This is a genomic window from Streptoverticillium olivoreticuli subsp. olivoreticuli (genome assembly GCF_003391135.1).
Lineage (GTDB): Bacteria > Actinomycetota > Actinomycetes > Streptomycetales > Streptomycetaceae > Streptomyces > Streptomyces blastmyceticus.
Map to the genome: position 1 here is coordinate 5,964,293 of NZ_CP031455.1, position 12,895 is coordinate 5,977,187.

Genomic DNA, 12,895 nt, shown 5'->3' on the forward strand with positions numbered 1-12,895 from the left:
AGTGCGCCATCAAAGCGTCCAAAGAATCCAGCGGTTCCACAGCCCCCGCGGTGGAACTCGCCGGCATCACCAAGCGGTTCCCCGGCGTCGTGGCCAACCACGACATCCACCTCACGGTCCGTCGCGGCACCGTCCATGCCCTCTGCGGCGAGAACGGTGCCGGCAAGTCGACCCTGATGAAGATCCTCTACGGCATGCAGAAGCCGGACGAGGGCACCATCACGCTCGACGGTGAGCAGGTCACCCTGCACACCCCCGGCGACGCGATCGCGCGCGGCATCGGCATGGTGCACCAGCACTTCATGCTCGCCGACAACCTCACCGTCCTGGAGAACGTCGTCCTCGGCGCCGAGAAGCTCCACGGCATCGGCGGCAAGGCGCGCGCGAAGATCAAGGAGATCTCCGACTCCTACGGCCTCGGCGTCCGCCCCGACGCCATGGTCGAGGACCTCGGTGTCGCCGACCGCCAGCGCGTGGAGATCCTCAAGGTCCTCTACCGCGGCGCCCGCACGCTGATCCTCGACGAGCCCACCGCCGTCCTCGTCCCGCAGGAGGTCGACGCGCTCTTCGACAACCTCCGCGAGCTCAAGGCCGAGGGCCTGACGGTCATCTTCATCTCGCACAAGCTCGGCGAGGTGCTCTCCGTCGCCGACGACATCACCGTCATCCGGCGCGGCACCACCGTCGGCAGCGCGGTGCCCAGCGAGACCACCCCCAAGCAGCTCGCCGAGCTGATGGTCGGCAGCGAGCTGCCCTCGCCCGAGACCCGTGAGTCGACGGTCACCGACACCCCGATGCTCACCGTCGAGGACCTCAAGATGTCCGCCGTCGACCCCGACGGCGTCGTCCGGGACGTGCTCGGCGGGATCTCCTTCACCATCCGCAAGGGCGAGGTCCTCGGCATCGCGGGCGTGGAGGGCAACGGCCAGGCCGAGCTCGTCGAGGCCATCATGGGCATGCGCCCGCTGGACTCCGGCACCGTCACCCTCGACGGCACCGACGTCAGCCAGGCCCCGACGCGCAAGCGGCGCGAGGACGGCATCGGCTACATCCCCGAGGACCGCCACCGGCACGGCCTGCTGCTGGAAGCCCCGCTGTGGGAGAACCGCATCCTCGGCCACGTCACCGAGAAGCCCAACAGCAAGGGCGCGCTCCTCGACCCCAAGGCCGCTCGCGCCGACACCGAGCGCATCGTCCGCGAGTACGACGTGCGCACCCCCGGCATCGAGGTCACCGCGGCGTCCCTGTCCGGCGGCAACCAGCAGAAGCTGATCGTCGGCCGCGAGATGAGCCACCTGCCCAAGCTGCTCATCGCCGCGCACCCCACCCGGGGCGTGGACGTCGGCGCGCAGGCGCAGATCTGGGACCAGATCCGCGAGGCGCGCCACGAGGGCCTGGCGGTGCTGCTGATCTCCGCCGACCTGGACGAGCTGATCGGGCTCTCCGACACCCTGCGGGTGATGTTCCGCGGCCGCCTGGTCGCCGACGCCGACCCCGCGGCGATCACCCCGGAGGAGCTGGGCTCGGCCATGACCGGCGCCGCCTCCGGCCACCTTGAGCACGTAGACGAGCAGGAAGAGGAAGGGGGCGACGACGCATGAGCCTCGCGAAGAAGTTCGACAAGAACAAACTGATCCTGGGCCTCGCCGCGCCGCTGCTGGCGATCGTGGCGGCCGTGGCCGTCACCTCGGTGATCATCGCGATCACCGGGAAGGACCCCTTCCACGCCTACCAGGTCATGGTCGACTACGGGTCCAAGAGCGACTCCCAGGTCTGGATCATCAACAAGGCGGTCCCGTACTACCTGTCCGCGCTGGCCGTCGCCATCGGCTTCCGGATGAACCTCTTCAACATCGGCGTCGACGGCCAGTACCGCATCGCGGCCTTCTTCGCCGCCGTCGTCGGCGGCGCCATGACGATGCCGGGCTTCATCCAGATCCCGGTCATCATCATCACCGCCATGGTCGTGGGCGCGATCTGGGCGGGCATCGCCGGCCTGCTGAAGGTCACCCGCGGCGTCAACGAGGTGATCAGCACGATCATGCTGAACGCCATCGGCGGCTCGATCATCGGTTACTTCCTCCAGGACGGCCGGCTCGGGAAGAAGGAGGGCAACATGGTCCACACGCCCGTCCTGCCCGACTCCGCGCACTTCTTCGAGATCCCGACCCAGCCCAAGCCGATCTACGGCTTCGTCGTGATCGCGGCCATCGCCGGCCTCGCCTACTGGTTCGTGCTCAACCGCACCCGGTTCGGCTTCGACCTGCGCACCGTCGGCCAGTCCGAGTCCGCGGCCGCGGCCAGCGGCGTCAACGTCAAGCGCATGGTGATCACCTCGATGGTGCTCTCCGGCGCGACCGCGGGCCTCGTCGGCATGCCGACCCTGCTCGGCATCTCGTACAACTACGGCACCGACTTCCCCGTCGGCATCGGCTTCACCGGTATCGCCATCGCGCTGCTCGGCCGCAACAACCCCGTCGGCATGGCGCTGGCCGCCCTCCTGTGGGGCTTCCTCGAGCGCACCGGCACCCAGCTGGAGTTCGAGGGGTACGCGCAGGAGATCGTCGGCGTGGTCCAGGGCGTCATCGTCCTCTGCGTCGTCATCGCGTACGAGATCGTCCGCCGCTACGGACTCAAGACCCAGCAGCGGAAGGTCGGCGAGGAGCTCGCCGCCCAGGCCCGCAAGAGCGACAAGGCGGAGGTATCCGCGTGAGCACCACCTTTACCGACGCCGTGAGCAACGCGCTCAGCGGCAAGAACAAGCCCGGGGGGCGCAGGCTCTCCACCCCCGTCGTCCTGCTGGTCATCGCGGGCGCGCTGATCCTGGTGTCCGCGCTGCGCGCGATCACCGGTGCCGGTGACCTCACCTCCTCCGGCCAGTTCGGCGGCGCCCTCGCCGCCGCCGTGCCGATCGGCCTCGCCGGCCTCGGCGGCCTGTGGGCCGAGCGCGCGGGCGTCGTCAACATCGGCCTCGAAGGCATGATGATGCTCGGCACCTTCTGCGCGGGCTGGATGGGCTGGCAGCACGGCCCCTGGGCCGCGGCGCTCGCCGGTGTCATCGGCGGCGCGCTGGGCGGCCTCGTGCACGCCATCGCCACCGTCACCTTCGGCGTCGACCACATCATCTCCGGTGTGGCCATCAACATCCTGGCGCTCGGTGTCACGCAGTACCTCGCCAAGCTGACGTTCGGCGCGGAAGGCAGCGCGGCCCAGAGGGCGGGCGGCAACGACAAGCAGTCGCCCGTCATGGAGAACATGCCGAACTTCTCCATCCCCGGCCTGTCGGACTGGCTGAACAGCGTGGAGAAGCACCACTGGTTCCTCGTCTCCGACCTCGCCGGCATGGTCGACGGCCTGGTCACCGACGTGTCCTGGCTGACGATCGTCGCCGTGGCGCTCTTCGCCGGCACCTTCTACGTGCTGTGGCGCACGGCCTTCGGCCTGCGCCTGCGCTCCTGCGGCGAGAGCCCCGTCGCCGCCGAGTCCCTCGGCGTCAACGTCTACACCTACAAGTACGCGGCCGTGGTCGTCTCCGGCGCCCTCGCGGGCCTGGGCGGCGCGTTCCTCGCCATCGGCACGCACATGTACTCCGACGGCCAGACCGGCGGGCGCGGCTACATCGGTCTCGCCACCATGATCTCCGGCAACTGGCGGCCGGGCGGCGTCGCGATGAGCGCGGGCCTGTTCGGCTTCATGGACAGCCTCCAGCTGCGCGGCGGCGGCGCGACCGTCCACGCGCTGCTGCTCCTGCTCGCCGTGCTGCTCGTCGGCTTCGCCGCCTGGCGGCTGCGGACCGGCAAGCGCCAGGTCGCGATCGCGGCCGGTGTCCTCGCCGTCGCGCTGATCGTCTGGTACGCGCTGACCAAGACGGTGCCGCTGGAGTTCGTCGACGCCACCCCGTACGTCGTGACGCTGCTGGTGCTGTGCGTCTCCGCGCAACGCCTGCGGATGCCCAAGGCGAACGGTAAGCCGTACCGGAAGGGCCAAGGCAAGTGATGTCTTCTTCTCAGTCCGTCGACTGGGACGAGCTGCGGTCGCAGGCCCGGGACGCCATGTCCCGGGCCTACGCCCCGTACTCCGACTTCCCCGTGGGCGCCGCGGCGCTCGTCGACGACGGCCGCACCGTGACCGGCTGCAACGTGGAGAACGCCGCCTACGGTGTCGCCCTGTGCGCCGAATGCGGGCTGATCTCCGAGCTGTTCTCCTCCGGCGGCGGCCGTCTGACGGCCTTCACCTGCTGCGACCGCAAGGGCAATGTCCTGATGCCGTGCGGCCGCTGCCGTCAGCTGCTGTGGGAGCACGGCGGCCCCGAGCTGGCCGTGGACACGACGACGGGCATCCGCCCGCTGTCGGAGCTGCTGCCCGATGCGTTTGGGCCCGCCGACCTGAATCGTTGAAGATGTCCTCAAGCGCCGGACGGGCTGATGATCAGCCCGTCCGGGTCACTTTCCGGCCCCGGGAAGACTGAGGACGCACGAACTTAAGGAAAATGTGCTGATGGACGCCATTTCCGTAATCCGCACCAAGCGCGACCGCGGCCGTCTGACCGACGAGCAGATCGACTGGATGATCGACGCGTACACGCGCGGCGAGGTCGCCGACGAGCAGATGTCCTCGCTCGCGATGGCGATCCTGCTCAACGGCATGGACCGGGCCGAGATCGCCCGCTGGACCGCCGCGATGATCAAGTCGGGCGAGCGCATGGACTTCTCGTCCCTGCCCGTCCCGACCTCGGACAAGCACTCCACCGGCGGCGTCGGCGACAAGATCACCCTGCCGCTCGCCCCGCTCGTCGCCGCCTGCGGCGCGGCCGTGCCGCAGCTGTCCGGCCGGGGCCTCGGCCACACCGGTGGCACGCTCGACAAGCTGGAGTCCATCCCCGGCTGGCGCGCGCTGCTGTCGAACGACGAGATGATGCAGGTCCTGCGCGACGTCGGCTCGGTCATCTGCGCCGCGGGCGACGGTCTCGCCCCGGCCGACAAGAAGCTCTACGCGCTGCGCGACGTGACCGGCACGGTGGAGGCGATCCCGCTGATCGCCTCGTCCATCATGTCGAAGAAGATCGCCGAGGGTACGGGCTCGCTCGTCCTCGACGTCAAGGTCGGCTCCGGCGCCTTCATGAAGAACATCGAGGACGCGCGCGAGCTCGCCTCCACGATGGTCGGCCTGGGCACGGACCACGGCGTGAAGACCGTCGCCCTGCTCACCGACATGTCGACCCCGCTCGGCCTGACCGCGGGCAACGCCCTCGAGGTCCGCGAGTCGGTCGAGGTGCTGGCGGGCGGCGGCCCGGCCGACGTCGTCGAGCTGACCCTCGCCCTGGCGCGCGAGATGCTCGCCGCGGCGGGCCTGCCGGACGCCGACCCGGCCAAGGCGCTCAAGGACGGCTCCGCGATGGACCACTGGCGCCGCATGATCCGGGCGCAGGGCGGCGACCCGGACGCGACCCTGCCGGTGGCGCGCGAGCAGCACATCGTCACGGCGACCTCGACCGGTGTCCTGACCGGCCTCGACGCCTACGCCGTCGGCGTCGCCGCCTGGCGCCTGGGCGCGGGCCGCGCGCGCAAGGAGGACGTGGTCCAGGCCGGCGCGGGCGTGGAGCTCCACGCGAAGCCGGGCGACGAGGTCAAGGAGGGCCAGCCCCTGATGACCCTGCACACCGACACCCCCGAGAAGTTCGGTTACGCGCTCCAGTCCCTGGAGGGCGGCGTCGAGATCTCGGCCCCGGGCACGGCCTTCACGCCGAACCCGATCGTGCTGGACCGCATCGCGTAAGCGGTCCGACAAGAGGTGACCGGGCGCCCCGGCCGACGGAAGCCGTCGGCCGGGGCGCCCGATGCGTTGTCGGCCGCATCGCATATTTTGTCTGTTGCGCAATCCAGGAACTGTGAGCGCGAGTGCCCCGTTGTTCGCGATGAACGCGGGAAGCCAGGACAGTTGGAGGAGAGTTCATGGGCGTGTCCCTGGCCAAGGGCGGCAACGTGTCACTGAGCAGGCAGGCCCCGGGTCTGACCGCCGTGACGGTCGGGCTGGGATGGCGGGTGGGTGCCACCGCGGGGGCCGGATACGACCTGGACGCCAGCGCGCTGCTGTGCGACCAGGCCGGGAAGGTCCTCTCGGACCAGCACTTCGTCTTCTTCAACAACCGGCGCAGCCCCGACGGTTCGGTCAGCCACTCCGGCAGTGCCGCCGGGGGTGACGACGAGCAGATCCACGTCGACCTCGCCCGGGTCCCGGCCGAGGTCGCGAAGATCGTCTTCCCCGTCTCCCTCTACGAGGCGGAGCAGCGGGGGCAGAGCTTCGACCGGATCGACAGCGCGCACATCCGCGTCGTCGACCAGGCCGGCGGCGCCGAGCTGGCGCGCTTCGACCTCAGGGGCGGCGCGGGCTCGGCCGAGACCGCCATGGTCTTCGGCGAGCTGTACCGGCACGGCGCGGAGTGGAAGTTCCGCGCGGTCGGCCAGGGATACGCCTCCGGGCTCGCGGGCATCGCCACCGATTACGGCGTCGACGTCCTGCGCGAGACCCCGCCCTCCTCCGACGCCCGCCCGGCACCGGTGGTCACCGAGAAGGCGGCCACCGCGAAGGCGGAACCGCCCGTGCCGTCCACGGCGTCCGCACCGTTTGCCGGCACCGTGCCGCAGGCTCCCACGGTCGCCGCACCCATTGCAGTACCTCAGCAATCCTCAGGGAGTTCCACCGTGACGTGCTTCTTCGACCCGAACCATGGCCCCGGCATGGCGTCCGTGATGTGGTCCCCGCAGTGGGGTGTGCCCCGCCAGATCCAGACGTGCAACGGCTGTGCGCAGCGGGTGCAGACCACGCCGCCGCCGTACTACACGGCCCCCCAGCCCCAGGCGGGCTACCCGCAGGCCGGCTACCCCCAGCCCGTCCAGCAGGGCTACCCGCAGCAGGGCTACCCCCAGCAGCCGGTTCAGCAGGGTTACCCGCAGCAGGGCAACCAGCAGCAGGGCGGCCGCCGCTTCGGCACGGGCGCGCTCATCGGCGCCGGCGCGGCCGGTCTCGTCGGCGGCGCGCTCCTCAACGAGGCGATGAGCGACGACGAGCCGGACGTCGTCGTCAACAACTACTACGAGGGCGACGACGACTACTAGTCATCGGGCGCCGTGAACGGCGAAGGGCCCGCCCCACCAGGACAGGTGGTGGGACGGGCCCTTCGGGTTTCCGTGGCCCTCTCGCGAGGTCCTAGCGGCGGGCCACCGCGGCCGGGGAGCGCCGCTCCACCAGCGCGCGCCGCGTCGCGTACAGCGTGATCGAGGCCGCGGCCAGCATGGCCAGGAAGCCCAGCACCACCGTGCCGTCCCACCCCGCGCTGCGGAACGCGAGCGCGCCCAGCGTGCCGCCGACCGAACTGCCCAGGTAGTACGCCGTCTGGTACAGCGCCGACGCCTGCGCCCGGCCCGTCTTCGCCGTACGGCTCACCGACGACGACGCCACCGCGTGCCCCGCGAAGAAGCCCGCCGTGATGAGCACCAGACCCAGCAGCACCGCGGTCAGCGAATCCGTCAGGGAGAGCAGCAGACCGAGCGTGGTCGTGCCCATCGCCAGATACAGCGCCCCGCGCCGCCCCAGCCGCCCCACCAGCTTCCCGGCCGCGGCCGACGAGACCGTACCCACCAGGTAGACCAGGAAGATCGAGCCGACGACCCCCTGCGGCAGGTTGAACGGCTCCGCCGCCAGCCGGTAGCCGATGACGGTGTAGACCGCGCCGAAGACGGTCATGAAGAGCGCGCCGATCGCGTACAGCCGGCGCAGCAGCGGATCCGCGAGGTGGCCGCCGACCGTACGGGCCAGCGCGCGCGGCGAGACCGTGGTCGGGGTGAAGTGCCGCGCCTTGGGGATCAGCAGCCGGAAGGCCACCGCGCACACCACCGCCAGGACGCCCACCGCGCCGAGCCCGGCCCGCCAGCCCCACGCCTGGGCGACCCAGCCCGCGAGGATGCGCCCGGACATGCCACCCAGGCTGTTGCCCGCCACGAACAGGCCGATCGCGCCGACCAGGGCCTTGGCGCGCACCTCCTCGGCCAGATACGCCATCGCGGAGGCGGGCAGCCCCGCCAGCGCGGCACCCTGCACGGCGCGCAGCGCCACCAGCCAGCCCAGGTCGGGGGCGAAGGGCACGAGCAGGGCCACGAGGGCGGCCACACACAGCGAGGCGGTCATCATCGCCCGCCGCCCGTAGCGCTCGGACAGCGCGCTGAGCGGGACGACGGCGACGGCGAGTCCGCCGGTCGCGGCCGAGACGGTCCAACTCGCCTGATCCGGCGTCACACCGAGGTCGTCGGAGATCGCGGGGAGCAGGGCCTGCGTGGAGTAGAGCAGGGCGAAGGTGGCGACACCCGCGGCGAAGAGCGCGAGGCTCGTCCTGCGGTAGCCGGGCCCGCCGGGCACCAGCTTGTTGTCATCGGCGGAGGAAGGAGTGAGGGACGACAGTGCGGAGGCACCCGAGCGCACGGTGACGACGGATGCCCCGGTATCGGCAGGAGGCATGTATCGACCGTATGCACGCAACGCTCATGCGTCCAATGCACAAATTCGCGATAATCGATCCCATGCAGCATGACCGCAGGCCAGGGGCGTCTCTGTCACCAACCGGCAATGAAAGCGTGACGAGGATTTTTGACAACTCGGTAACACCCGACACTCCTGACATCAAGGCGGATTCCTGGGCCGCGACCCTCACGCCCCGCCTCGCGCAGTTCGTCGCCGTCGCCCGGCACGAGCACGTCACCCGGGCCGCGCACCAGCTGGAGATGCCGCAGTCCACCCTCAGCCGCTCGATGGCGCGCGTCGAACAGGACCTGGGCGTCGCGCTGTTCGCCCGCCATGGCCGCACGCTCTCCCTCACCGCCGCGGGCCGCACGTTCCTCGCCTCCGTCGAGCGGGCCCTGGCGGAGGTCGAGCGGGCCGCCGAGTCCGTACGGGCCGACGCCGACCCCACCGCCGGGAAGATCGCCTTCGGCTTCCTGCACACCCTGGGCTCCGAGACCGTGCCGGAGCTGATCCGCGCCTTCCGCGCCGACCATCCGCGCGTGCGGTTCCAGCTCGTGCAGAACTACGGCGAGGCCATGCTGGAACGGCTGCGCTTCGGCGACCTCGACCTCTGCCTGACCTCACCGCTCCCCGACGCGCCCGACCTCGTCGCCCGCCGCCTCGACGAGCAGAAGCTCCGCCTCGTCGTCCCGGACGACCATCCGCTGGCCGGGCGCAAGCGGGTCCGCCTCGCGGAGGCGGCCACGGAGCTCTTCGTCACCCTCGAACCCGGCTACGGCCTGCGCCGGATCACCGACGCCCTCTGCGCGGAGGCGGGCTTCACGCCCAAGGTCGCCTTCGAGGGCGAGGACCCGGAGACCCTGCGCGGCCTCGTCGCCGCGGGCCTGGGCGTGGCGCTGCTGCCACCGCCGGCGGTGCCGCGGCCCGGCGTCGTGGAACTGACGGTCACGGCGCCGCGTGCGGTCCGCGAGATCGGTGTGGCGTGGTTGGACGGGCACCCGGACACGCCCCCGGTGGCGGCCTTCAAGCGCTTCCTCCTGTCCAGGAGGGGGCAGTTGCTGCCGCGCTGACGGGACTCCGCCCCGGGCCTGGACCTTTGTTCCCCAGCCCCGCCCCTTCCCGAAACCGGGGGAGACCCCCGGACCCCCAGTGCCCTGCGGGCGCGTCCTCAAACGCCGGACGGGCTGGTTTTCCAGCCCGTCCGGCGTTTGAGGACAGCGCGCGGAGCGTGCTTCGGGGTCTGGGGCGAAGCCCCCCACGCGGCGGAGCCGCAAATCGGATACAGCCGGGAAGGGGCGGGGTGGGGAACAAGCCCGCCGCAGGCGCAACGGTGCCGCGCTCGGCAATGGTCAGTAACCCAGCGACGCACCGAACCCAGAAGCGAGCGGCATGCGCAGCCCGAGCGGCGGCGGAGCCGCGAGCGCGTCGGCCACCGGTCGTGCGTAGTGGCGCCCGAAGAGCGACCCGAGCACGAAGTCGACGGCAAGGGCGAGCACTTCGGCCCGATGCTGATGCAGCGCGTGCCCATCGGAGTGCACCTCGAAGCGGCACACGTCCCGATTGACCTTCTTCGCCCGCTCGGCGAGCCGGAACGACAGATCGGGGTCGGTGCGTTCATCGTTGGTGCCGTGCACCAGCAGCACCCGCCGCCCCGCGAGCTGCCGCACCGGATCGGGGTCGAGCACGGACTCCGGCTCGGGCAGCCAGGGGGCCAGCGCCAGTACGGAGGTGACGGCCGGGTGCCCCGCGGCGCGCAGCGCGGCCCGGCCGCCCATGTCCGTACCGACCAGGCACACCGGTACGTCGCCGTAGCGCCGCAGCACTTCGTCCGCGGCCCACTCCGCGTCCCGTACGGGATCGGCCGCGGAACCGTTCCACCCGCGGTGGCGGTAGCGGACGACGTGGGTGACGAGCCCCTCCGCCGTGCCCGAGCGGGCCAGCCGGCGGGCCAGCGGCCGCTGCGCGGCCAGTGTCAGCGCCGAGGGGCGGCGGGTCCCGGCGGGGCGCCCGCCGGGGAGTAACAGGGCCACGCCGTGCACGGAATGCTCCGCGCCGAGCGGTTTTCCGAGGCGGGGGGAGCCGGTCCCCGGCCCCCGTGGGTCCCGCTGCGGCAACGCTTGCTGAGGCATGGCAGAAACGATGGCAGAACGCCGCGCGGTGTCCACCCCGCCGATGGGTCACCGTTCCGTATCGTTCGCCGATATCTACGCGCGTAGGGGCTAGAGTGCCGAAATGACGACCGAGACCACCTCCCAACCCACCCCCGAGCAGATCCGCCGCGCCCCCAAGGTGCTGCTGCACGATCACCTCGACGGCGGACTGCGCCCCGGCACCGTCGTCGACCTGGCCCGCGCCACGGGCTATGACGGCCTGCCCGAGACCGACCCGGACAAGCTGGGCGTCTGGTTCCGCGAAGCCGCCGACTCCGGCTCGCTGGAGCGCTATCTGGAGACCTTCGCGCACACCTGCGCCGTGATGCAGACCCGCGAGGCCCTGGTCCGGGTGGCCGCCGAGTGCGCCGAGGACCTGGCCGAGGACGGCGTCGTCTACGCCGAGGTGCGCTACGCCCCCGAGCAGCACCTGGAGGGCGGTCTCACCCTCGAAGAGGTCGTCGAGGCCGTCAACGAGGGCTTCCGCGAGGGCGAGCGCCGCGCCCGCGCCAACGGTCACCGCATCCGCGTGGGCGCGCTGCTCACCGCCATGCGGCACGCGGCCCGCGCCCTGGAGATCGCCGAACTCGCCAACCGCTACCGCGACTCGGGCGTGGCCGGCTTCGACATCGCGGGCGCGGAGGCGGGCTTCCCGCCCACCCGCCACCTGGACGCGTTCGAGTACCTCAAGCGCGAGAACAACCACTTCACCATTCACGCGGGCGAGGCATTCGGCCTGCCGTCGATCTGGCAGGCGCTCCAGTGGTGCGGCGCGGACCGGCTCGGCCACGGTGTGCGCATCATCGACGACATCGAGATCGCCGAGGACGGCACGGTCAGGCTCGGCCGGCTCGCGTCCTATGTGCGGGACAAGCGCATTCCGCTGGAGCTGTGCCCGACCTCCAACCTCCAGACCGGTGCGGCCACTTCTTATGAAGAGCACCCGATCAGCCTGCTGCGCAAGCTGCACTTCCGGGCCACGGTGAATACCGATAATCGGCTGATGAGCGGCACCAGCATGAGCCTCGAATTCGAGCACCTGGTCAAGACGTTCGGCTACACCCTGGACGACATGCAGTGGTTCTCCGTCAACGCGATGAAGTCCGCGTTCATCCCATTCGATGAACGTCTCGCGATGATCAATGACGTCATCAAGCCCGGATATGCCGAGCTCAAGTCGGAGTGGCTCTTCCGGCAGACCGTGACGGGCACCGCCTGACCAGCAATTCTGTTCCCGTCGCAACCGACGGTGAATCCACGGGTAATAGCGTGAAAACGGCCGGGACTTCAGGTCCCGGCCGTGTCATTCATTGCGGCTTCCCGGCTCTCGTGACTAGGTTGCAGTGCCGCTCCAAATTCCCCCGTCGCGAGGACAGAATTCAGATGAAGCAGGGAACCATCAAGACTCTCGGTGTCGCTGTGCTCGGTGTCGCCTTCGCCGCCACGGCGGTGGGCAACGCAGCCGCGCTCGGGACCTCGGGTGCCGTGGAGTCGGTCACCGGCACCGCCGCGACCACGATGGGCGGGCTGCCCATCCAGCAGGCCGCGAAGCTCGCCCCGGCCGGGGGCCCCGTCGTCGCCGCCGCGGACCGCGCGGTCCAGGGCGGCATCCTGAAGGCGCCCTCCCAGGCCGTGGACAAGGCCATGGCGCCCAACCTCCCGAAGACGCCCGACCTCCCGGTGGTGTCGAAGAAGTCCGACAGCAGCCCGGCCGGCAACGGCACCGGCGGCGGCAGCGCGAGCGGCAGGATGAACAACTCCGGCAACAAGGGCCTGCTCGGCGGTCTGCCGACGCTGCCCACCAACGGTCTGCCCCTGCCGAGCATCGGCGGCTGAACCCCCTGCGCGAACGGCGGGCCGCGCATCCCCCGCACCGGGGTGCGCGGCCCGCCGTCGCGTCAACCGCACGGCAGGGAGCATCACCAGGACGTGGCAGTCCCGCCGTGGCCCTTCTCGGCGGGCAGCAGCACCCACAGCGCGAGATAGAGCAGGAACTGCGGGCCGGGCAGCAGGCACGAGGCCAGGAAGATGACGCGCATCGTGGTGCGGGAGGTGCCGAAGCGCTCGGCCAGGCCCGCGCAGACGCCGGCGATCATCCTGTGGTCACGGGGGCGGACCAGGGGAGCGGACATGATGGCGACTCCTCGTCGTCGGTCCGGCGGCGTCGGGGACGCGCCGTGCGGGAACGTTTCCCGATGCCTACGACGCTACGGCCACGAGCCGGGGCGAAG

12 protein-coding genes are annotated in these 12,895 nt (G+C 71.0%); 9 read left to right on the top strand and 3 right to left on the bottom strand.

The window, feature by feature from the left end:
- Window positions 1-50: 50 nt before the first annotated feature.
- From DXZ73_RS26550 to DXZ73_RS40140, 6 genes are all read left to right on the top strand, one after another.
- Complete coding sequence (locus tag DXZ73_RS26550) at window positions 51-1,601, top strand: ABC transporter ATP-binding protein (RefSeq protein WP_116213561.1); 1,551 nt, start codon at window positions 51-53, stop codon at window positions 1,599-1,601.
- The gene (locus tag DXZ73_RS26555) at window positions 1,598-2,713 is read left to right on the top strand and encodes an ABC transporter permease (RefSeq protein WP_116213562.1); all 1,116 of its coding nucleotides are present in this window, start codon (window positions 1,598-1,600) and stop codon (window positions 2,711-2,713) included. Before DXZ73_RS26550 ends, DXZ73_RS26555 begins: the two co-directional genes overlap by 4 nt.
- A complete protein-coding gene (locus tag DXZ73_RS26560; RefSeq protein ID WP_116213563.1) occupies window positions 2,710-3,996 on the top strand; it encodes an ABC transporter permease in 1,287 nt (428 codons plus the stop codon). Before DXZ73_RS26555 ends, DXZ73_RS26560 begins: the two co-directional genes overlap by 4 nt.
- Window positions 3,996-4,397 carry a cytidine deaminase gene (locus tag DXZ73_RS26565; protein ID WP_116213564.1) on the top strand — a complete coding sequence of 134 codons (402 nt, stop codon included), beginning with the start codon at window positions 3,996-3,998 and terminating at the stop codon, window positions 4,395-4,397. The genes DXZ73_RS26560 and DXZ73_RS26565 overlap by 1 nt, the downstream gene beginning before the upstream one ends.
- A gap of 94 nt (window positions 4,398-4,491) precedes the next feature.
- Window positions 4,492-5,775: a thymidine phosphorylase gene (locus DXZ73_RS26570; RefSeq protein WP_162890345.1), complete on the top strand. Its 1,284-nt coding sequence runs from the start codon at window positions 4,492-4,494 to the stop codon at window positions 5,773-5,775.
- A gap of 176 nt (window positions 5,776-5,951) precedes the next feature.
- Window positions 5,952-7,115 (top strand): TerD family protein, encoded by a 1,164-nt coding sequence (locus DXZ73_RS40140; protein ID WP_116213566.1) that lies wholly within the window; start codon window positions 5,952-5,954, stop codon window positions 7,113-7,115.
- Window positions 7,116-7,206: 91 nt separating this feature from the next.
- Here DXZ73_RS40140 and DXZ73_RS26580 read toward each other — a convergent pair whose 3' ends face one another.
- The gene (locus DXZ73_RS26580) at window positions 7,207-8,511 is read right to left on the bottom strand and encodes an MFS transporter (RefSeq protein ID WP_116213567.1); all 1,305 of its coding nucleotides are present in this window, start codon (window positions 8,509-8,511) and stop codon (window positions 7,207-7,209) included.
- A gap of 62 nt (window positions 8,512-8,573) precedes the next feature.
- Between DXZ73_RS26580 and DXZ73_RS26585 the strand changes: the two genes are divergently transcribed.
- Window positions 8,574-9,584 carry a LysR family transcriptional regulator gene (locus DXZ73_RS26585; protein ID WP_162890346.1) on the top strand — a complete coding sequence of 337 codons (1,011 nt, stop codon included), beginning with the start codon at window positions 8,574-8,576 and terminating at the stop codon, window positions 9,582-9,584.
- 279 nt (window positions 9,585-9,863) lie between these two features.
- Here the strand turns inward: DXZ73_RS26585 and DXZ73_RS26590 are convergent, their stop codons facing one another.
- Window positions 9,864-10,643: an alpha/beta hydrolase gene (locus DXZ73_RS26590; RefSeq protein ID WP_116213568.1), complete on the bottom strand. Its 780-nt coding sequence runs from the start codon at window positions 10,641-10,643 to the stop codon at window positions 9,864-9,866.
- Between the two features lie 103 nt (window positions 10,644-10,746).
- Here DXZ73_RS26590 and DXZ73_RS26595 point away from each other — a divergent pair, with 103 nt between their 5' ends.
- Both DXZ73_RS26595 and DXZ73_RS26600 read left to right on the top strand, forming a co-directional pair.
- On the top strand, window positions 10,747-11,883 hold the full coding sequence (locus DXZ73_RS26595; RefSeq protein WP_116213569.1) for an adenosine deaminase: 1,137 nt from the start codon (window positions 10,747-10,749) through the stop codon (window positions 11,881-11,883).
- Window positions 11,884-12,047: 164 nt separating this feature from the next.
- Window positions 12,048-12,500 carry a hypothetical protein gene (locus DXZ73_RS26600; RefSeq protein WP_116213570.1) on the top strand — a complete coding sequence of 151 codons (453 nt, stop codon included), beginning with the start codon at window positions 12,048-12,050 and terminating at the stop codon, window positions 12,498-12,500.
- 83 nt (window positions 12,501-12,583) lie between these two features.
- On the opposite strand, the gene DXZ73_RS26605 is transcribed toward DXZ73_RS26600, so the two are convergent.
- Window positions 12,584-12,796, bottom strand: coding sequence for a PspC domain-containing protein (locus DXZ73_RS26605; RefSeq protein ID WP_116213571.1), 213 nt, complete (start codon window positions 12,794-12,796; stop codon window positions 12,584-12,586).
- Window positions 12,797-12,895: the final 99 nt, after the last annotated feature.